The 19960-nt window shown below is 71.7% G+C and carries 15 protein-coding genes; 9 read left to right on the top strand and 6 right to left on the bottom strand.

The annotated features are described in order from the left end of the window. Nucleotides 1-23: 23 nt before the first annotated feature. Nucleotides 24-569: a murein hydrolase activator EnvC gene (locus tag ASG96_RS01995; protein WP_057586297.1), complete on the bottom strand. Its 546-nt coding sequence runs from the start codon at nt 567-569 to the stop codon at nt 24-26. 327 nt (nt 570-896) lie between these two features. Between ASG96_RS01995 and ASG96_RS01990 the strand changes: the two genes are divergently transcribed. Together ASG96_RS01990 and ASG96_RS23065 are read left to right on the top strand one after the other, a co-directional pair. Then, a complete protein-coding gene (locus ASG96_RS01990; protein ID WP_057586295.1) occupies nt 897-4091 on the top strand; it encodes a BTAD domain-containing putative transcriptional regulator in 3195 nt (1064 codons plus the stop codon). Between the two features lie 87 nt (nt 4092-4178). Next, nucleotides 4179-4334 carry a hypothetical protein gene (locus tag ASG96_RS23065; protein ID WP_157610599.1) on the top strand — a complete coding sequence of 52 codons (156 nt, stop codon included), beginning with the start codon at nt 4179-4181 and terminating at the stop codon, nt 4332-4334. 91 nt (nt 4335-4425) lie between these two features. Here ASG96_RS23065 and ASG96_RS01985 read toward each other — a convergent pair whose 3' ends face one another. The 3 genes from ASG96_RS01985 to ASG96_RS01975 form a co-directional block, all read right to left on the bottom strand. Then, on the bottom strand, nt 4426-6552 hold the full coding sequence (locus tag ASG96_RS01985; protein WP_056760138.1) for an ABC transporter ATP-binding protein: 2127 nt from the start codon (nt 6550-6552) through the stop codon (nt 4426-4428). Continuing rightward, nucleotides 6552-8282: an ABC transporter ATP-binding protein gene (locus tag ASG96_RS01980; RefSeq protein WP_056760139.1), complete on the bottom strand. Its 1731-nt coding sequence runs from the start codon at nt 8280-8282 to the stop codon at nt 6552-6554. The genes ASG96_RS01985 and ASG96_RS01980 overlap by 1 nt, the downstream gene beginning before the upstream one ends. 73 nt (nt 8283-8355) lie before the next feature. Next, nucleotides 8356-9102 (bottom strand): TetR/AcrR family transcriptional regulator, encoded by a 747-nt coding sequence (locus ASG96_RS01975; RefSeq protein ID WP_235509025.1) that lies wholly within the window; start codon nt 9100-9102, stop codon nt 8356-8358. A gap of 170 nt (nt 9103-9272) precedes the next feature. Here ASG96_RS01975 and ASG96_RS01970 point away from each other — a divergent pair, with 170 nt between their 5' ends. Beyond that, complete coding sequence (locus ASG96_RS01970; RefSeq protein WP_056760141.1) at nt 9273-10838, top strand: OFA family MFS transporter; 1566 nt, start codon at nt 9273-9275, stop codon at nt 10836-10838. 53 nt (nt 10839-10891) lie between these two features. Here ASG96_RS01970 and ASG96_RS01965 read toward each other — a convergent pair whose 3' ends face one another. Further along, complete coding sequence (locus ASG96_RS01965) at nt 10892-12478, bottom strand: methyltransferase (RefSeq protein WP_057586293.1); 1587 nt, start codon at nt 12476-12478, stop codon at nt 10892-10894. Continuing rightward, on the bottom strand, nt 12475-12846 hold the full coding sequence (locus ASG96_RS01960) for an anti-sigma factor antagonist (RefSeq protein ID WP_056760146.1): 372 nt from the start codon (nt 12844-12846) through the stop codon (nt 12475-12477). The genes ASG96_RS01965 and ASG96_RS01960 overlap by 4 nt, the downstream gene beginning before the upstream one ends. A 176-nt stretch (nt 12847-13022) precedes the next feature. Here ASG96_RS01960 and ASG96_RS01955 point away from each other — a divergent pair, with 176 nt between their 5' ends. The 6 genes from ASG96_RS01955 (at nt 13023) to ASG96_RS01930 (ending at nt 19839) form a co-directional block, all read left to right on the top strand. Further along, entirely contained in the window at nt 13023-15350 is a 2328-nt protein-coding gene (locus ASG96_RS01955) for a DEAD/DEAH box helicase (protein ID WP_235509023.1), read from the top strand. A 203-nt stretch (nt 15351-15553) separates the two neighbouring features. Continuing rightward, nucleotides 15554-15745, top strand: coding sequence for a DUF5818 domain-containing protein (locus ASG96_RS01950; RefSeq protein WP_056760150.1), 192 nt, complete (start codon nt 15554-15556; stop codon nt 15743-15745). 242 nt (nt 15746-15987) lie between these two features. Then, complete coding sequence (locus tag ASG96_RS01945; protein WP_057586288.1) at nt 15988-17025, top strand: sulfate ABC transporter substrate-binding protein; 1038 nt, start codon at nt 15988-15990, stop codon at nt 17023-17025. Further along, nucleotides 17022-18029 carry a sulfate ABC transporter permease subunit CysT gene (cysT, locus tag ASG96_RS01940; RefSeq protein ID WP_082591566.1) on the top strand — a complete coding sequence of 336 codons (1008 nt, stop codon included), beginning with the start codon at nt 17022-17024 and terminating at the stop codon, nt 18027-18029. The genes ASG96_RS01945 and cysT overlap by 4 nt, the downstream gene beginning before the upstream one ends. After that, nucleotides 18026-18832, top strand: coding sequence for a sulfate ABC transporter permease subunit CysW (gene cysW, locus ASG96_RS01935; RefSeq protein WP_057586286.1), 807 nt, complete (start codon nt 18026-18028; stop codon nt 18830-18832). Before cysT ends, cysW begins: the two co-directional genes overlap by 4 nt. Next, entirely contained in the window at nt 18829-19839 is a 1011-nt protein-coding gene (locus ASG96_RS01930) for a sulfate/molybdate ABC transporter ATP-binding protein (RefSeq protein ID WP_057586284.1), read from the top strand. Before cysW ends, ASG96_RS01930 begins: the two co-directional genes overlap by 4 nt. Nucleotides 19840-19960 lie beyond the last annotated feature (121 nt).

The raw sequence follows: 19960 nt of genomic DNA, 5'->3' as shown, positions 1-19960 counted from the left end.
CCCTGGGCCCGCGGGAGCACGGTTCAGCAGTTGGTGCGCGTGAAGTAGTCGGTCGTGTAGTAGGACACCCACGTGCTGGTGCCGAACTTGATGCTCACCGGGCTGCCGTCGGCGCGCTGCTCGTAGTGCAGGTGGGACGTGGCCTGGCCACCGGACTTGCCGACGGTGCCGATCGTCGTGGTGTCCGCGACGTTCTGTCCGACGCTGACGTTGATCGAGTTGAGGTGGGCGTAGAGCGTGCTCCAGCCGTTCCCGTGGTCGATGATGATGCGGTTGCCGTAGCCGCTGCCCACGTTGCCGGCGGCGGAGACCCGGCCGCCGGCGCTCGCCTTGACGGCCTTGCCGAGGTCGAAGTCGCCCGACCCCTGGTTGAAGTCGATGGCGCGGTCCGGGTTGTGACCCTGCCAGGTCTGGCCCCGCCACTCCTGCTGGCACGTGAAGGGCACCTTGAGCAGCGGGCGGGTGCCGGCCGCGTCGGCGTTGACGGCGTTCACGGCCGTGCCCGCACCCACGGCGGCGAGCGTGGCGACGGCGGCGACGGTGCGCTTCATCCGCATGGAGATGTTCATGAGACTGACTCCTTCGTTTCCTGACGGTTCCCGGTGGCTGGTTCCGCGATCTCTCGTCCGTCGGACGGGAAGTGCGAAAGGCGTGATGCGACCGCGTCGCCTCACCGCCGGACGCGTTTCGGGGATGACCGCGCCCTGGCTTGTGTCGAATGTCCACCGCGCCGCTAACAATTCGTTAACCCCTAACGGCGCGCGCCATTCTCCGGTGAAAGGGCGCCCCTTCCCGGGGGCCGCCGACGCCCTGCCACGTCGCGGACGACCTCCCCATCCGGCGCCGGGCCGAGGTCGTGCCGCGCGGTCACGTCCGGGGTCGGGTTCAATGTCCCTGTGCAGTTCCGGGTGCTGGGGCCGGTGGAGGCTCTCGACGACGACGGCGCCCCCATTCCGCTGGGCGGTGGCCGCGAGCGTCTCGTCCTCGCCCTCCTCCTCGTCGGCGCCGATCGACTCGTGCCCACGGAGCAGCTCATCGACTCGCTGTGGAACGAGCCACCACCGACGGCGCGGCAGCAGCTGCAGAACCTCATCGCGCGTCTGCGGCGGCGCCTGGTCGCCCACGACCCGGGCCTCGTCACGACCCGGCCGTTCGGCTACGAGCTGCGCATGACCCGGCACTCGCTCGACCTCGCCGAGTTCCGCAGCCTCTGCACCCAGGCTCGGGCCCAGCGCGCCGCCGGTGACGACGACACGGCCCGCACGGCCTCCCGTGCCGTCGACCTCTGGCGGGGCGCCCCGCTCAGCGACGCGGTCCCGGCCAGCTCCGACGCCGGCACCGAGGCCCTGATCCAGAGCCTCGCGGAGGAGCGGATCGCCGCCGTGGAGCTGCTGCTCGAGTCCCTCGCTTCCGGCGGGCAGCACGAGGCGGTCCTGAGGGCGGCCTCCGAGCACCTGACGGTCGACCCGTGGAACGAGCGGCTGCACGAGCACCGCATCCGCGCGCTCGCGGCGACCGGGCGCCGGCAGGAGGCCAGCGACACCTACCGCCAGGTCCGCCGCCAGTTCCTCGACGAGCTCGGGGTCGAGCCCGGCCGGGGGCTGCGCGAGCTCAACACGCGGATCCTCGACGGTTCGCCGCTGGCGTCCGCCCGGCCGCAGCCACGCATCGTGCCCCGCGAGCTGCCCGCGATGACGTGGACCCTCGTGGGACGCGACGCGATCCTGGGCTCGGTCATGTCCCAGCTCACGCGGCGTCGCGCGGAGATCCCGTCATCGGGGCCCCCGTCCATCGTCGTCCTCGCCGGGGTCGGCGGGGTGGGCAAGACGGCGCTCGCCGTCGCGGCCGCCCACCAGCTCGCCGATGCGTTCCCCGACGGCACCCTGCATGCGGCGCTGGGCGCAGGACCGTCCGGGGCCGCGGACGGCCACGAGGTCGTCGGCCGGTTCCTGCGCGCCCTCGGCGTCGAGCACGCGGCCATCCCGGCCGACCCCGACGAGCGGGTCGCGCTCTACCGCAGCACGGTCGACCGCAAGCGCGTCCTCGTCGTGCTCGACGACACCTCGGGCGAGGCCCAGGTGCGCCGGCTGCTCCCGACCTCGCCCGGGTCGGCCGCCCTCGTGACCTCCCGGAGCAAGCTCGCCGGGCTGCCCGGGGTGCACCGGCACACCATCCCCCCACTGCTGGCGGAGGACGCGACCTCGATGCTCGCGGAGCTGTCCGGGACGCCGGAGGGCGACGACCGCGGGGTCCTGGAGCAGATCGGCACGCTCTGTGGGCACCTGCCCCTGGCACTGTGCGTCGCAGCCGCCAAGCTCGCGACGGACGAGCACCTCCGGCTGGAGGATCTCCGGGACCGCCTCAGCGACGAGCACGCCCGCCTCGACGAGCTGTCGGTCGGCGACATCGACGTCAGGGCCAGCATCACGACCTCCGTCACCGACCTGTCACCCGCCGCCGGCATCCTCTTCCGCCGCCTCGCTGTCGCTCCTTCGGGCGACTGGCCCGGGTGGGTCGCATCGCTCCTGCTCGATCCGCCAGCACAGCCGTCCGGTGCGCAGCGCGAGGGCGCGCAGGGCGAGGGCGCGCAGGGCGAGGGCGCGCAACGCGAGGGCGCGCAGGGCGACGGCCCCCGGGGACGCGGGCTCCGCGTGAGCAGAGCAACCCGCGCCCTCGACGAGCTCATCGACTGCCACCTCGTCGAGCCGACCGGGCGCGACACCGCTGGGCAGCCCCGGTTTCGCGTGCACAGCCTCGTCGCGGAGCTCGCAGGCGAGGCGTTGGGCGAAGCCGAGCCGTCGCCGAACGTCGACGAGCTCGCTGCCGTCCTGGCGTGGCAGTGGCTCGCCCTCGCGGACGTGGCCGACGCCCGGCTCGACCCCGGGGACGCCCGGGTGGACGACGGGACGACGGGTCCGTCCGCAGACGCCGCGGCCCGCGCCGCCTCGGAGTCCCCGGCCGACTGGTTCGAGTCCGAGCGGCTCAACCTCGTCGGCGCCGTCCACGCGGCAGTGGCCCGCGACGACCGCGAGCTCGCCGCACGCATCGCCCTGTCCATCCGTACGTTCCTCACGATCCGGGCCTACGACGACGAGCGCGAACGCGTCCTGCGCATCGCCCTCGACGACTACCCCGACGAGGCCGACCAGCGTCTGGCGGCACAGCTCCTCGCTGCCCTGTTCGGCGTCCTGGCCCAGGAGCACCGTCACGACGAGCTGACCGACGTGGCGACCCGCTTCCTCGCCGCGGCCCGACGTGTCGGCGACGGGCCACTCGAGCAGCGGGCGCTCTCACAGCTCGGATGGGCAGCCATGACGCAGCGGGACTTCGCCGCCTCGCTCCGCTGGTACGAGCAGGCGGCCGAGCTGGCGACCACCCGTCACGACCTGACGGCCCGCACCACGGCGGACGCCCATCGGGGAGTGCTCCTGCGCAACATGGGACGGCCCACCGAAGGCGACCCGCTCCTCGCCGCGATGGTCACCGAGTCGCGTCGGCACGGCTCCCGCCGTTCGACGTGCATCTGGCTCGTCACCCGCGCCGAGGGGCTCATCGACCTCGACCTCTTCGACGAGGCCGAGTCCCTGCTCGACGAGGCCCTCGAGCTCGCCCACGAGGTGCGCGACGACCTCGGCGAGGCGCACTGCCACCTCGCACGCGCCCGGGCTCACCTCGGGCGTGGCGCGCTCACCGGCGCCATGGCCGACTACGACGCCGCGCGACCACGACTCGACGCGCAGTCCCGGTCGGGTGAGGACCTCGACCTCCTGCGGCTGCGCATCGACCTCGACACGGCGGCCCAACGCTGGGGCGACGCCCACCCGCGCGTGACGCGGCTCGTCGCCGCTCGGCGGGCGTCCGGCGACGAGCTGGAGCTGGCGCGTGACCTGGCCCGCCAGGCCACGTGCGAGGAGCACCTGCCCTACGCCGCCCCCACCACCGCCTCGACCGACGACTCCGGCGAGCCACCGCCCGGTGCCGTCCGCGCGGCCGCGGCCGAGTACCGGGCGATCCTCGGGCGGCTCGACCTGCCTCGGGACGCCCTGCGCCTCCCGGCACACCTTCGGCAGCGACCGGCTAACGGTTGTTAGCCGTTTGTTGGCGCACCCTCCGTAGGGTCGGGTGCATCAGCACAGGCCCTCACCGGACGGGCCTCATGGTCAAGGGGAGTCACCATCATGAAGCTTGTCGCTCGTGTCGCCGCCGCCGTCATCGTCACCGGCCTCTTCGGCATGTCGGGTGCCGCCACCAACGCCCAGGCCGCACCGCCGAGCTGGTGCGCCTACCAGAGCGCGGACGGCTCCTGCCACCCCACTCCGCCGCAGACGGCCTGACCCGCCCTCTCCCACACCGCGACTGCCGCGCCGACCTCGTGGTCGGCGCGGCAGTCGGGTCTGCACCGGCGCCCCGGCGGGCTCCCGCGAGTCAGCTCGGCGGAGCACCGTCCGCCGGCACCGCGCTGTCCGGCGCAGGGACGCCGGGTCCACCGGTCGGGCCGGGCGCGCCCGCCCCGACACCGGCAAGCTCGGGTATGCCGTCCGGCGCACCGGGTGCCCCCGCCGTCTCGTCGAGGTCGGCCGCGGCACCCGCGAACTGGGCGGCATACAACGTCGCGTAGGCCCCATCGGTCGCGAGCAGCTCGGCGTGCGAGCCCTTCTCGACGATGCGCCCCTCCTCCATGACGAGGATGAGGTCGGCGTCGCGGATCGTCGAGAGACGGTGCGCGATGACGAAGCTCGTGCGATCGGACCGCAGCGCCGCCATGGCGTGCTGGACGAGCAGCTCGGTGCGCGTGTCGACCGAGCTCGTCGCCTCGTCGAGGATGAGCAGCGCCGGGTCGGAGAGGAACGCGCGGGCGATCGTGACGAGCTGCTTCTCGCCGGCCGAGATGTTGGACGCCTCGTCGTCGAGCACCGTGTCGTAGCCGTCGGGCAGCGAGTGCACGAAACGGTCGACGTAGGTGGCCTTGGCGGCCGCGACGACCTCCTCGTCCGTGGCACCCGGCCGGCCGTACGCGATGTTGTCGCGGATCGTGCCACCGAAGAGCCACGTGTCCTGCAGCACCATGCCGATGCGGGCGCGCAGGTCGTGGCGCGTCAGGTCGCGGATGTCGACGCCATCGAGGGTGATGCGTCCGCCGTCGAGCTCGTAGAACCGCATGATGAGGTTGACGAGCGTCGTCTTGCCGGCGCCGGTCGGGCCGACGATGGCCACGGTCTGTCCGGGCCGCACCGACAGGTCGAGGTCCTCGATGAGCGGCTTCTCGGGCGTGTAGGAGAACGCGACCGACTCGAACGCCACCGCGCCGTGCGGGTCGTCGATGCGGGTCGGGGTGGCGAGGTCTGGCTCCTGCTCCTCGGCGTCGAGCACCTCGAAGACGCGTTCGGCCGACGCGACGCCCGACTGGAGCACGTTGGCCATCGAGGCGACCTGCGTCAGCGGCTGCGTGAACTGGCGGGAGTACTGGATGAAGGCCTGGACGTCACCGAGGCTCATCGTGCCGGAGGCGACCCGCAGGCCACCGACGACGGCGATGGCGACGTAGTTGAGGTTTCCGACGAACATCATGACCGGCATGATGATGCCGCTGATGAACTGGGCACCGAACGACGCCTCGAAGAGCTCGTCGTTCTTCTGCTTGAAGTTCGCCTGGGTCTCCTTCTGGCGGCCGTAGACCTTGACGAGCCCGTGGCCGGTGAAGGTCTCCTCGACGATGCCGTTCAGCTCGCCGGTGTTGCGCCACTGCTGGATGAAGAGCTTCTGCGAGCGCTTGGCGATGAGGGCCGTCACGACGATCGAGATCGGGATGGAGACGAGGGCGATGAGCGCCAGCTCCCACGAGATCCAGAACATGATGCCGAGCACGGCGACGACCGTGAGGAGCGAGTTGAGCAGCTGCGACATCGTCTGCTGCAGGGACTGGCCGACGTTGTCGATGTCGTTGGTCACGCGGCTGAGCAGCTCGCCACGCGGCTGGTTGTCGAAGTAGGGCAGCGGCAGCCGGTTGAGCTTGGCCTCGACCTCCTGGCGCAGGTCGTACATCGTGCGCTGGAGGACGCCCTGCAGGATCCAACCCTGGATCCACATGAGCAGCGACGCGACGACGAAGAGCGCGACGACGACCAGCAGCACGCTGCCGACGGCCTCGAAGTCGATGCCCTCGCCCGGGGTGAAGTCGACGTTGCTCAGCAGGTCGGCATACGTCGTCTGGCCCTGCGCCCGCAGGGTCTCGATGACCTGCTCCTTGGTGGTACCGGGCGGCGCCTGGATCGTGCTACCGATGACACCGGCGAAGATCAGGTCGGTCGCGCGGCCGAGGATCTTCGGCCCGATCGAGCTGAGCGCGACGCTCGCGACCGACAGCACGAGGACGACGATGACCTTGACGCGGTGCGGGCGCAGCCGGCCCAGCAGGCGCTTGGCCGACGGGCCGAAGTTGAGCGACTTCTCGCCCGGCTGGCCCATCTGCATGTGGGGCGGACCGCCCCGACGGGCCGGACCGCGCCGGTTCTCCGCGGCCTTCTCCTCGGCCGTCTTGACTCCCTCGGCCATCAGGCCGCCTCCTCCGCGCTGCGCTGGGACTCGACGATCTCCTGGTAGGTCTCACAGGAGTCGACGAGCTGGTCGTGCGTGCCCTGGCCGACGATGCGGCCGTCCTCGAGCACGATGATGTGGTCGGCGTCGACGATCGTCGAGACGCGCTGGGCCACGATGACGACGGTGCTGTGCGCCGTGGCCGGGCGCAGGGCCCGGCGCAGGCGTGCGTCCGTCGACAGGTCGAGGGCCGAGAACGAGTCGTCGAACAGGTAGATGTCGGGTCGCTTGACGATCGCCCGGGCGATGGCGAGGCGCTGGCGCTGGCCGCCCGAGACGTTGGTGCCGCCCTGTGCGATGGCCGAGTCGAGGCCGCCCATCGCCTCGACGAAGTCCTGTCCCTGCGCGATGCGCAAGGCGTCCCACAGCTCGTCGTCGGTGGCGTCGGGGTTGCCGTAGCGCAGGTTGGTCGCGACGGTCCCGCTGAAGAGGTACGGCTTCTGCGGGACGAGCCCGATCTTGCTCCACAGGTCGTCGAGCTCGAGGTCGCGCACGTCGACGCCCCCGACCCGCACGCGGCCCGTCGAGGCGTCGAACAGGCGCGGCACGAGGCCGAGGAGGGTCGTCTTGCCGGCACCGGTCGAGCCGATGATGGCCGTCGTGCGCCCCGGGTCGGCCCGGAAGCTGACGTCGTGGAGCACGGCCGCCTCGGCTCCCGGGTAGTGGAAGTCGACGCCGACGAACTCGAGCCCGGCGGCAGCGGCCGGCATCCGCAGGGGCTGGACGGACTCCACGACGGACGACTCGGTGTCGAGGACCTCCTGGATGCGGCCGGCCGAGACCGAGGCACGCGGGATCATCGTGGCCATGAAGGTCGCCATCATGACGGCCATGAGGATCTGGACGAGGTAGGACAGGAACGCCGTCAGCTCGCCGATCTGCATGTCGCCGGAGGCGATGCGGTGGGCGCCGAACCACATGACGGCCACGGTCGAGAGGTTGAAGATGACCATGACGATCGGGAAGACGAGCGCCATGAGCCGCCCGACCTGGAGACCGGCGTTGGTCAGCTGGTCGTTGGCCTCGGCGAAGCGGGCCTCCTCGTGCTCCTCGCGGACGAAGGCGCGCACGACGCGGATGCCGGTGATCTGCTCGCGCATCACGCGGTTGACCCCGTCGAGGGAGGTCTGCATGCGCCCGAACCACGGCACCATCCGGGAGATGACGAGGCCGACGACGAGGCCGAGGAGCGGCACCGCGACGGCGACGAGCCACGACAGGCCGACGTCCTCACGCAGGGCCATGATGATGCCGCCGACCATCATGATCGGGGTCGTCACCAGCAGGGCGAAGCCCATGAAGACGACCATCTGCACCTGGGTGACGTCGTTGGTGCTGCGCGAGATGAGCGTCGGCGCGCCGAAGCGCGTCACCTCCTGGGCCGAGAAGTCGACGACGGTGCCGAAGACGTTGCCCCGGATGTCGCGACCCATGCCCATGGCGACGCGGGCGGCGAGGAAGGTGGCCGCGATGGACGCGGCGATCTGCACGAGGCTGACGGCGAGCATGATGCCGCCGTGGCTGATGATGAAGGCGGTGTCGCCCTTGGCCACGCCCTCGTCGATGATCTCGCCGTTGAGGCTCGGCAGGTAGAGGGAGGCCATGGTGCTGACCAGCTGGGCCAGGACGATGAGCACGATCTGGCCCGAGTAGGGGCGCAGGTGACTGCGGAGCAGTCGGATCAGCATGTCGGTGCCTTTCGGTGCGTGGTGTCGCTGAGGAACGCTAGGGACTCACGTGGGGTGAGGGTCAACTGGTTTGTCACGGTCGCGGCTCCCCGCTCGGTGCGAGCATCCGCGGATCCCCGCCGAGCTGCGCGTGGAGCTCGGCGATCGACAGGCCGCTCTCGGTGGGGCTGGGCCGTCTCACGAGTCCGAAAAGGACGGTGTCGACGATCTCCTCGGGCGTCAGCACCTGCCCGTCGGCGATGCCGGGGTGGCTGCCCGAGAAGGTGAGCAGCCGGATGCGGTGGATGACGTCGGGGCCGGGGACGACGAGGTGTTCCTCGTCGTGGATGAGCAGCTCGTGGATCGACTCGAGCAGCGGCTGGTGGGCGGCCTCGTGCTCCTCCTCGTCGGCGTGTCCGCGCAGGTGCCGACCAGCGTCATAGCAGGCCCGGTGCGGGCCGCGGTTGGGCGGCTCGCTCAGGCCGAGGGCGCCCATCAGACCGAAGACCTCGGTGAAGCGCATCTGCATGATCCGGGTGAAGTCGACGAGCCGGTCACGCAGCGAGCCCTCGGGGTCGATGGCCGCGATGCGCCGCCGCACGGGAGCCGGGCAGAACGCGGCCTGGACGGCCTCGTTCTCGAGAACCTCCTTGGTCGGGAAGACCCGGAAGATCGTGCCCTCGGCGACACCCGCCTCCTGGGCGATCTCGCTCGTCGTCGGCTTGCGTCCCTCGCGGTGGGCGAGCCGGACGAAGACCTCGATGAGGGCGTCCCGGCGGTCGTCGGGGTTCATCGGGGCGGCCCGCTGACCGGCGCGCTGGCCGTCCACTCGTGTCGACATGCAGTCCATCATGAATGAGTGAGTGCTCACTCACAAGTCGATTGCCCGGTACGGATGACACATTTCGCCCTGAACCCGGGTATGCACCCCTCCGGATCCCTCGTCCGCGCCACCGCCACCTCGCGCGCGGTCCCACGCCCACCCGTCCCTCTCGTCGATCCGAGGTCCGCATGACTGCAACGACGCAGCGCACCGCCACGACCACCAGCTCCCCGGGATTCCTCGACCGTCGCCGCACGGTCGCCCCGATCGGCTTCAACCGCTGGCTCATCCCGCCGGCCGCCCTCGCCGTCCACCTGTGCATCGGCCAGGTCTACGCGACGAGCGTCTACAAGACGTCACTCGTCGCACACTTCGACACCTCGCAGACCGCGATCGGCATCATCTTCTCGATCGCCATCGTCATGCTCGGCCTGTCCGCCGCCGTCTTCGGCACGTGGGTCGACCGCAACGGCCCCCGCAAGGCTATGTTCGTCGCCACGGTGTGCTGGAGCGCCGGCTTCCTCGTCGGGGCGGCCGGCATCGCGACGAGCCAGCTGTGGCTGCTCTACCTCGGCTACGGCGTCATCGGCGGCATCGGACTCGGCATCGGCTACATCTCGCCGGTCTCGACGCTCATCAAGTGGTTCCCGGACCGTCCGGGCCTCGCCACGGGCCTCGCGATCATGGGCTTCGGTGGCGGCGCCATGGTCGCGAGCCCCCTCTCGCGCCAGCTGCTCAGCCGCTACGACCCGGGCTACACCCCCTCCGACTCGACGTCGACGGCCGACGGGCACGCCCTGACCCTCCTCTTCGTCACCCTCGGGATCGTCTACGCGCTCGTCATGCTCATCGGCGTCTTCAACATCCGCGTGCCGCACCCCGACTGGAAGCCCGAGGGCTGGACCCCGCCCGCCGACGCGAGCGACACCGCCGCCCTCGTCACGACGAAGTCGGTCTCGGCCGCGAGCTCGATCCGCACGCCGCAGTTCTGGCTGCTCTGGGTCGTCCTCTTCTGCAACGTCACGGCCGGTATCGGCATCCTCGAGCAGGCCAGCCCGATGATCCAGGACTTCTTCCGGGAGAACGGCTCGTCCGCCGTGACCGTTGCTGCCGCAGGCGGATTCGTCGGCCTGCTGTCGCTCTTCAACATGGCCGGCCGCTTCGTGTGGAGCTCCACGAGCGACGCCATCGGCCGCAAGCCGATGTACATGGTCTACCTCGGCGTCGGCATCCTCGCCTACATCGGTCTCGCCCTCGCCGGCCACGTCGCCATCGGGCTCTTCGTCCTCATCGCCGCGGTGCTCATCTCGTTCTACGGCGGCGGTTTCGCGACCGCTCCCGCCTACCTGCGCGACCTCTTCGGCACCTTCCAGGTCGGCGCCATCCACGGCCGGCTGCTCACGGCCTGGTCGGCCGCCGGCGTCGCGGGCCCGCTCATCATCAACGGCTTCCTCGACGCCCAGGGCAAGCCCGGCACCCTGACGGCCGACGCCTACACGCCGGCGCTGCTGACGATGGTCGGCGTGCTGGCGGTCGGCTTCGTCGCCAACCTCCTCGTGCGCCCGGTCGCCGACCGCTTCCACGAGTCGGACGACGTCGTCGAGGCGGCCAAGCCGGCGCCGGTGGACGACGGTGAGGGCTCGTCCCGGATGCCGGGACCTGCGCGCGTCGTCGCCCTGTGGGCGGTCATCGCCGTCATCCTCGCCTACGGCGTCATCCAGACGATCACCACGGCGGCCAAGCTCCTCGCCTGACCTCCATCGCGCGCTGAGGAGCGCGAAAACCCTTACGGCGGCGGCCTGCTCGTTCAGACGAGCAGGCCGTCTGCCACAAGATCGCGCACCTGCGGGACGAGCTCGGACCGCACGTCGCCGGCATCCAGGTCGAGCACCGTCGCGATGGCGTCGAGCGCGGCCCGCGCCGTCAGCTCACCGTCGGCCACACCGAGGTATGCCGCCAGCAGCGTCCCAGCACGGACGACGCGTCCCAGCCCGCCGCCCTGCCGGACGAGGATGACGCTCGGGTCCTCGGCGCCGGGTGTGCCGTGGCGCTCCTCCGTCACGTCGGGGGCGCACGACCAGGCGACGTCGAGGACGTCGTCGTCGGAGTGCTCGGCCAGCCACGTCCGGGCGCGCAGGCCGGCGTCGACCGCCGGTCCCATCGGAGCCGCGACAGGGCCGTGGGCCTCGTCGAGGGAACGCCACGTCGCCCGGTCCGTCGCCGGACGCTGGAGCGTGACGACCCCGAACCCGACCCGCTCGACACCGCGCGAGGCGAAGTCGCGCAGCCACGCGGCATACATCCTCGAGTGGGCCTCGCTCCCGGGCTGGGCACCGCCGTCGCGCGCCCACAGCTCGGCATACTCGGCGGGGTCCTGCGACTCACGCTGGATCACCCAGGCGTCGAGGGCGACACCCTCACCGGCCTGCTCGTCGAGCCAGTCGGCCCACACCTCTTGCCACGTGAGACCGGCCGGGACCTCCCAGTTGCCGAGGAACTGGGCGATGCCGCCCGGCTCGAGCACGGCGCCGACCTGGCGGACGAGCGAACGGACGAGAGTGTCACCGGCCCGGCCGCCGTCGCGGTACTCGTAGAGTGGCAGGCCCTCGTCACGGGGCGTGATGACGAAGGGCGGGTTGCTGACGACGAGCGAAAACTCTTGCCCCGCAACGGGATCGAGCAGATCACCGCCGAGCAGCTGAACGCCCGGGACCGCGTCGGCACCCTCGGAGGCGGCGAGCGCGAGGTTGAAGGCGGCATACGCCAGGGCTCGCTCGGAGATGTCGGTGGCGACGATCGCACCGACGTGGCCGGTCAGGTGCAGGGCCTGGACACCGCACCCGGTCCCGAGGTCGAGCGCGCGGTCGACGGACCGCCGGACGGTCCACGACGCGAGGGTGGTCGAGGCGCCGCCGATGCCGAGCACGTGGTCAGGACGCAGCGGCCCGCCGACGGCGAGCTCGGAGAGGTCGGAGGCGACCCACCAGTCGTGGGCATCGTCGCCGTAGGGCCGCAGGTCGCACGTCGCGACGACGTCGCGGTCAGGCGGTGCCCAGCGGTCGGCGGCGAAGCCGGCACGGCCGCCCTCGAGACGCACGAGGCCGAGGGCGACGGCCCCGTCGACGCCGAGCGACGGCAGGGTCGCAGCGAGGGCCGAGGCCCGCACCGGACGGCCGAGCGTGAAGAGGCGCACGAGGACGCCGCACGCGTCGTCGACCGACGTGGCCGACGCGTCGGTCTCGAGCAGCGCGGGCAGTGGCTGCTCCCGGTGCAGGGCGGCGGACGCCACCGGGCCTAGCCGGTCGGCGACGCCGTCGACGGTGAAACCGGCCGCCGAGAGGTCCGCACGCAGCAGCGCGACGAGGGACCGGTCGACGACGGGGGTGTCGTTCAGGACTGCTCGCCCGGCGTGCTCGCCCCGGCCTCGCTCGCGGCGAGCGCCGCGTCGAGGGTCGGGTGGATCTCGAAGACCTTGTCGAGGCCGGTGATCGAGAAGACCTTGAGGACGCGGTCGTCGGTGCCGACGAGCCGCATCGAGCCGCCCCGGGTGCGGGTCAGCTTGAGCCGCCCGACGAGCACCCCGAGCCCCGTCGAGTCCAGGAAGGTCACGTCCGTGAGGTCGACGACGAGCTGGGTGCGCCCGCTCTGGATCTGCTCGTCGAGCTTCTCGCGCACGAGCGGCGCGGTGTAGACGTCGATCTCACCGCCGAGGTGCACCACGGTCTGCTCGCCATGGTCGGCTCGGGTGATCGAGAGATCCACCTGTTTCCCTTCCTGTGCCCACACTTGCAAAGCTTCTGGTCGCGAGGTCGCGCTGGTCCGGTCCTGACGTCGCGCTGACCGTTCCCCGCCCGTCACGTTCCCCCTGTGTGACTGACTGCGCAGTAACATCCCCCGCACGTCGGTTACCGTACCCCGACGGCATACGGTTGCTCCACATGAACGGGGAGCCATCGCCCACGGGACCCGTGCCGGAGGACCTCCTGCGCACGCTCGTCGGCGACCATCCCGAGCGTCTCGTGCACGTCCACGAGGTGCCCGCACGCCGGGCGATGCTCGGCGAGTGGCCCGACTGGGTCGACCCGACGCTCCTCGGCGCGCTCCTCGCCTCCGGCATCCAGGCCCCCTGGTCGCACCAGGTCGAGGTGGCGCAGGCCGCCCACGCCGGGCGCCACGTCGTCGTCAGCACCGGGACCGCGTCGGGCAAGAGTCTCGGCTACCACCTGCCGATCCTCAGCGACATCATCGCCGGGGCGAACGCCCCGAACGGCCGCGGCGCCACGGCGCTCTACCTCTCCCCCACCAAGGCGCTCGCCGCCGACCAGCTGAGCCGCATCGACCGGCTCGCGCTACCCGCGGTCCGCCCCGCGACGTACGACGGCGACACGCCCACCGACGAGCGTCGCTGGATCCGCGACCACGCGAACCTCGTGCTGACCAACCCCGACCTGCTCCACCACTCCCTGCTGCCCGGCCACGAGCGGTGGAGCTCGTTCCTGCGGGCGCTGCGCTACGTGGTCGTCGACGAGTGCCACGTCTACAAGGGGGTCTTCGGGGCGCACATGGCGGCCGTGCTGCGACGGCTGCGCCGCGTGGCCGCGCGCTACCGCAGCGAGCCGACCTTCGTCTTCGCGTCCGCCACCGTGGCCGACCCGGAGGAGCACGCCTCCCGGCTCCTCGGTATGCCGGTCACCCCGGTGACGCGGGACGGGTCGCCCCGCGCGTCGATGACCTTCGCCCTGTGGGAGCCGCCGCTGCTCGTCGACGAGACCGGGCAGCCGTCCCGCGTCAGCACCATCACGGAGACGGGCGAGCTGCTCGCCGGGTGCGTGCGCGAGCACGTGCAGACCGTGGCCTTCGCACGGTCCCGGGCCGGGGTCGAGGTCGTGGCCCGGATCGCGAAGGAGCGGGTCCCCGTCACCGACGAGCACCGTGTCGCCGCCTACCGCGGCGGCTACCTCCCCGAGGAAAGGCGCGAGCTCGAGCGCTCGCTCCGCGCGAAGGAGCTGCTCGGGCTCGCGGCCACCAACGCGCTCGAGCTCGGCGTCGACGTCAGCGGCCTCGACGCCGTGCTGCTCGCCGGATGGCCGGGGACCCTGTCGTCGCTGTGGCAGCAGGCCGGTCGGGCCGGGCGCTCCGGCGAGCGCTCGCTCGCCGTGCTCGTGGCCGCCGACGACCCGCTCGACACGTTCGTCGTGCACCACCCGGAGGCGATCTTCGGCCGCGGCATCGAGGCCACCGTCGTCGACCCCGACAACCCGCACGTGCTCGCGCCGCACCTCGCCGCAGCGGCGGCCGAGCTGCCGGTGACCGAGGCCGACCTCGAGATCTTCGGGCCGCAGACGCGAGTCCTGCTCGACGCGCTCGTCGCCCGCGGCATCCTCAAGAAGCGGCCACGCGGCTGGTTCTGGGGGCGCGAGGACCGGCCCGCCGACCACCTCTCGCTGCGCGGGGCCGGCGAGCCCGTGCGCATCATCGAGACCCGCACCGGCCGCGTCGTCGGCACCGTCGACGACGCGAGCGCGCACGCCCAGGTGCACACCGGCGCCGTGCACCTGCACCAGGGCCAGGCGTGGGTCGTCACCGAGCTCGACCTCGACGACCACGCCGCCTTCGCCGTGCGCGGCGACCCCGGCTGGACGACGCAGGCGCAGTCGGTGAGCGACTTCCGGATCGTCCACGAGACCGAGCACGAGGACTGGGGGCCGCTGCGCTGCTCCTTCGGGCACGTCACGGTGCGCCACCAGGTGACCTCGTTCCTGCGCCGCCTGCCCGGCGGCGAGGTGCTCGGCGAGCACCCGCTCGACCTGCCGCCGCGCTCGCTCGCGACGAAGGCCGTCTGGTGGACGATGCCCGTCGAGGAGCTCGCGGCCGCGGGAGTGGCCGAGGACGGCATACCCGGTGCCGCGCACGCGGCCGAGCACGCGGCGATCGGCATGCTCCCGCTCTTCGCCACCGCCGACCGCTGGGACATCGGCGGCGTGTCCACCGCGCTCCACCCGGACACCGGGCTGCCGACGATCCTCATCTACGACGGACACCCCGGCGGTGCGGGTTTCGCCGAGCGCGGCTACCGCCGGATCCGCCCGTGGCTCAGCGCGACCCGTGATGCCATCGACTCGTGCGAGTGCCCGGAGGGCTGCCCGTCGTGCATCCAGTCGCCCAAGTGCGGCAACGGCAACGAGCCCCTCGACAAGCGCGGCGCCGTGGCTCTGCTCGACCTCGTGCTGCGCCACGCCGGTCCCGGACCACGGAGGCCGACGTGAACCGACCACCCCGCCGACCGCGCCCATCGGGTTCGTCGGGCTCGCCGGGCTTGCCGGGTCGTTCGGGCTCGTCCGGCCCGTCGGGCTCCTCCGGGCCGTCGGGCTCCTCGGGCCCATCGGGCCCGTGGCACGAGATCACAGGCGGGACGACCGGTAGGCAGGCGCCAACGGTCGTCGCGCGAGGGACGCTCCGCCGGGTCGAGGTGGAGAAGCGACCCCTCGTGCTGGACGCGGACGACGGGACGACGTGGGAGCTGCTGCTCCCGCCCGGGTGGGCGCTCGAGGCCGAGCCGGGCGCCCGGGTGACCGTGAGCGGGGACGCCGCCACCGACGTCGCCACGACGTCGACGGTCGGGCCGGTGCTGCGCGTGCGGTCCCTGTCGCGCGGCGACTGAGCCAGCGCTGGACGCGGCCTCCTCGGGCCAGACGGGCGGCCAGGCAGGGGGTCAGCGGGGGATCGGGCGGGACGGACCACACTCTGAGACATAATGCTGCGTTATTTGACCAGTAACGCCTCGCTATTCGAAACTCCCATGCAACGGATAGGAAAGCAGCCATCCGACGGCCGCAACCCGACCCGTCCCGCCGCACCCCGCGGCGCGACCCCGATCCGGACCTCACCCCTCAGGAGCCCGACATGCGCCGCCCCTCGATCGCCATCGCCGCCATCGCCGTCACCGCGACCCTCGGCCTGACGGCGTGTGCCGGCGGTGGGGCCAGCGACTCCGCCGCGGCGGCCGGCACGGCTGCTGCCGCGGGCGCTGCGACGAGCACCATCAACCTCTACGCGTATGCCGTCCCGAAGGTCGGCTTCGACGTCGTCATCCCCGCCTTCCAGAAGACGAAGGCCGGGCAGGGAGTGCAGTTCCAGCAGAGCTACGGCGCCTCGGGCGACCAGAGCCGCAAGGTCGCCGCGGGCGCCGAGGCCGACTTCGTCAACTTCTCGGTCGAACCCGACATCACGCGCCTCGTCGATGCCGGGCTCGTGGACCCGAACTGGAATGCCAACGAGCACAAGGGAATTCCTTTCGGCTCCGTCGTGACGATCGTCGTGCGCAAAGGCAACCCCAAGGGCATCAAGGACTGGGACGACCTGCTCAAGCCCGGCCTCGAGGTCGTCACGCCCAACCCGTTCTCGTCCGGCTCGGCCAAGTGGAACCTCCTCGCCCCGTATGCCGCCAAGAGCAACGGCGGCGTCGACAAGGCCGCCGGCCTCGCGTACGTCTCGGCGCTCGTCAAGGACCACGTGAAGGTCCAGCCGAAGTCGGGTCGCGAGGCCACCGAGACGTTCCTGCAGGGCAGCGGTGACGTGCTCCTCAGCTACGAGAACGAGGCCCTCTTCATCGAGAAGAACGGCGACCCCGTCGAGCACGTGACGCCGCCCACGACGTTCAAGATCGAGAACCCCGCCGCCGTGCTCAAGGGCAGCAAGAACCTCGCCACGGCCACGGCGTTCAACGACTACCTCTACACGCCGGAGGCGCAGAAGCTCCTCGCCGAGGCAGGCTTCCGCCCCGTCGACCCGACCGTCGCCCAGGAGTACACCTCCAAGTTCCCCGCGCCGACGAAGCTCTGGACGATCGCCGACCTCGGTGGCTGGAAGACCGTCGACAGCACGCTCTTCAAGAAGGACGTCGGTGACATCGCCAAGATCTACGACCAGGCGACGCAGTGACGCCTGACACCGACCAGCAGCGCAGGGGCCCGCATCCGGAGACGGACGCGGCGCCCCTGCCGCCGCGTCCGGACGCGACCGCGCCGGACGGCATACGCCCTCACGGCGGCGACGCCGCGCTCCCGGACACGCCCCCGGACACGCTCCCGACCGGACGCCCGGGGGAGCCATCCAGGGGCGCGGCGCGAGCCAGGCGCCACGGGAAGGGCCTCCGGCGACTGCGGGGACCCCTCGGCATCGGCATCGTCACCCTGTGGCTCAGCGTCATCGTGCTCCTGCCGCTCGCGGCCCTGACGGTCGCGGCCTTCGACGAGGGCCTCGCCGGCTTCTGGGAGGCGGTGACCGCGCCCGCCGCGCTCGCGTCCCTCTGGGTGACCGTGCTCGTCTCGGCCGTCGTCGCGCTCGTCAACGCCGTGGTCGGCACGCTCGTCGCGTGGGTGCTCGTGCGCGACGAGTTCCGCGGCAAGCGCTTCGTCAACGCCGTCATCGACCTGCCGTTCGCGCTGCCGACGATCGTCGCCAGCATCGTGCTGCTCTCGCTCTACGGCCCCAACAGCCCCATCGGGGTCGAGCTCAACGCGACGCGCTGGGGGCTCGTCGTCGCACTGCTCTTGGTCACCCTGCCGTTCGTCGTCCGGTCGGTGCAGCCGGTGCTCATCGAGGCCGACCACGAGGTCGAGGAGGCCGCCGCCTCGCTCGGCGCCACGACGTGGACGACCTTCCGCCGCATCGTGCTGCCGACCCTCGCGCCGGCCATCCTCAGCGGCACCGGCCTCGCCTTCGCACGCGCCATCGGCGAGTACGGCTCGGTCGTGCTCATCGGCGGCAACATCCCCCGCGAGACGCAGGTGGCCTCGCAGTACATCCAGCAGCAGATCGAGATCGACCGGCCGCTCAACGCCGCCGCCGTCTCTGTGGCCCTTCTGGCCATCGCGTTCGTCACGCTGCTGCTGCTGCGGGTCGTGTCGAGCCGCAGCCAGCGACGCGAGGAGCGTGACGCATGAGGGTCTCCCGGGGCACCCGCCTGACGCTGCGCGTCGTGGCGCTCGGCTACCTCTTCGTCCTGCTCGCCGTGCCGATCGGGGTCATCCTCTGGCGCACCTTCGAGCCCGGCCTGTCGGAGTTCATCGCCTCGATCTCCACGCCCGCAGCGAAGTCGGCGCTCAACCTGTCGCTGCTCATCGTTGCGATCACGGTGCCGGTCAACGTCGTCTTCGGCGTCGCGACCGCGCTCGCCCTCGTGCGCGGGCGGTTCCGCGGACGCGGGCTGCTCCAGGCCGTCGTCGACCTGCCGTTCGCGGTGTCGCCGATCGTCGTCGGCGTCTCGCTCATCATGCTGTGGGGCGCAGGCGGGTGGTTCGGCGCCCTCGACCGGGCCGGCTTCCAGGTCATCTTCGGCATCCCGGGCATGGTTCTCGCGACGATCTTCGTCACGCTGCCCTTCGTCGTGCGCGAGGTCGAGCCGGTGCTCCACGAGATCGGCCAGGACCAGGAGCAGGCCGCCTCGACGCTCGGGGCCAACGGGTGGCAGACGTTCTGGCGGATCACGCTCCCCGCGATCCGTTGGGGGCTGACCTACGGCGTCGTGCTCACGGTCGCGCGGGCCCTCGGTGAGTTCGGCGCGGTGATCATGGTCAGCTCCGGCTTCCCCGGGGTCTCGCAGACCCTGACGCTCCTCGTCCACTCGCGCTACATCGACGACCACAACACCTACGGCGCGTATGCCGCCGCCACCCTCCTCATGGGCATCGCGCTCGTCGTGCTGCTGCTCATGACCCTGCTCGACCGCAAGAGGAGCGACCGATGATCACCGTGACCAGCGCCCGCAAGGACTACGGCTCGTTCACCGCGCTCGACGACGTGAGCCTCGACATCCCGAGCGGCTCGCTGACCGCGCTGCTCGGGCCGAGCGGCTCGGGCAAGTCGACGCTGCTGCGCGCGATCGCCGGACTCGAGGAGCTCGACTCCGGCACCGTGACCATCGAGGGCCGCGACGTCACGGACGAGCCGCCGCAGCGGCGTGGGATCGGCTTCGTCTTCCAGCACTACGCCGCGTTCAAGCACATGACCGTCCGCGACAACGTCGCCTTCGGACTGACGATCCGCAAGCGCCCCAAGGCCGAGACGAGCAAGAAGGTCGACGAGCTGCTCGAGATCGTCGGGCTCGACGGATTCCAGCACCGCTACCCGGCGCAGCTGTCGGGTGGGCAGCGCCAGCGGATGGCGCTCGCCCGGGCCCTCGCCGTCGACCCGCAGGTGCTGCTGCTCGACGAGCCGTTCGGCGCGCTCGACGCCAAGGTGCGCACCGACCTGCGCCAGTGGCTGCGCCGGCTGCACGACGAGGTCCACGTGACGACGGTGCTCGTGACGCACGACCAGGAGGAGGCGCTCGACGTGGCCGACCGGATCGCCGTGCTCAACAGGGGACGCATCGAGCAGGTCGGTGACCCCGTCACGCTCTATGAGCGCCCCGCCAACGACTTCGTCATGGGCTTCCTCGGCTCGGTCGCGCACCTCGGCGGGCAGCTCGTCCGGCCGCACGACATCGCCCTCGAGCGCAGCCGCGAGACGGCGCTGGCCCTCGACGCGAAGGTCCCTGACTCCCCCGGCGTCATCGACGCCGTCGTCGAGCGCGTCGTGCCCCTCGGCTTCGAGGTGCGGGTCGACCTGCGCGCCGACTCCGGCGAGCGGTTCGCCGCCCAGATCACCCGGCGCGACGCTGCCGAGCTGCAGCTGCGTGAGGGCGAGACGATCCACGCGCGCGCCGTCGGCCGGTCGAGCGTCGTTGAGCACGATCCCGCGCTCGCCATCTGACGCTCGCCGTCCAGGTGCGTGAACCAAGGTGGGACAGGTCTCGCACGGGCACAGGCAACGGCATAACGTATGCCGTGAAGCCCCTCTCGTCGCCGAGCGACGTGGGTGGGCGGCTCGGGTC

The organism is Terrabacter sp. Soil810 (genome assembly GCF_001429645.1).
Taxonomy (GTDB): domain Bacteria; phylum Actinomycetota; class Actinomycetes; order Actinomycetales; family Dermatophilaceae; genus Terrabacter.
The sequence above is the reverse complement of the archived record's forward strand: the minus strand, read 5'-3'. Positions and strand labels throughout refer to the sequence as shown.

What these genes read in the sequence shown, in the direction of transcription:
- ASG96_RS01995 (WP_057586297.1), bottom strand. Translation starts at nt 569, where the DNA reads ATGAACATCTCCATGCGGATGAAGCGCACCGTCGCCGCCGTCGCCACG.
- ASG96_RS23065 (WP_157610599.1), top strand. Translation starts at nt 4,179, where the DNA reads ATGAAGCTTGTCGCTCGTGTCGCCGCCGCCGTCATCGTCACCGGCCTC.
- ASG96_RS01985 (WP_056760138.1), bottom strand. Translation starts at nt 6,552, where the DNA reads ATGGCCGAGGGAGTCAAGACGGCCGAGGAGAAGGCCGCGGAGAACCGG.
- ASG96_RS01980 (WP_056760139.1), bottom strand. Translation starts at nt 8,282, where the DNA reads ATGCTGATCCGACTGCTCCGCAGTCACCTGCGCCCCTACTCGGGCCAG.
- ASG96_RS01975 (WP_235509025.1), bottom strand. Translation starts at nt 9,102, where the DNA reads ATGTCGACACGAGTGGACGGCCAGCGCGCCGGTCAGCGGGCCGCCCCG.
- ASG96_RS01970 (WP_056760141.1), top strand. Translation starts at nt 9,273, where the DNA reads ATGACTGCAACGACGCAGCGCACCGCCACGACCACCAGCTCCCCGGGA.
- ASG96_RS01955 (WP_235509023.1), top strand. Translation starts at nt 13,023, where the DNA reads ATGAACGGGGAGCCATCGCCCACGGGACCCGTGCCGGAGGACCTCCTG.
- ASG96_RS01945 (WP_057586288.1), top strand. Translation starts at nt 15,988, where the DNA reads ATGCGCCGCCCCTCGATCGCCATCGCCGCCATCGCCGTCACCGCGACC.
- cysW (WP_057586286.1), top strand. Translation starts at nt 18,026, where the DNA reads ATGAGGGTCTCCCGGGGCACCCGCCTGACGCTGCGCGTCGTGGCGCTC.
- ASG96_RS01930 (WP_057586284.1), top strand. Translation starts at nt 18,829, where the DNA reads ATGATCACCGTGACCAGCGCCCGCAAGGACTACGGCTCGTTCACCGCG.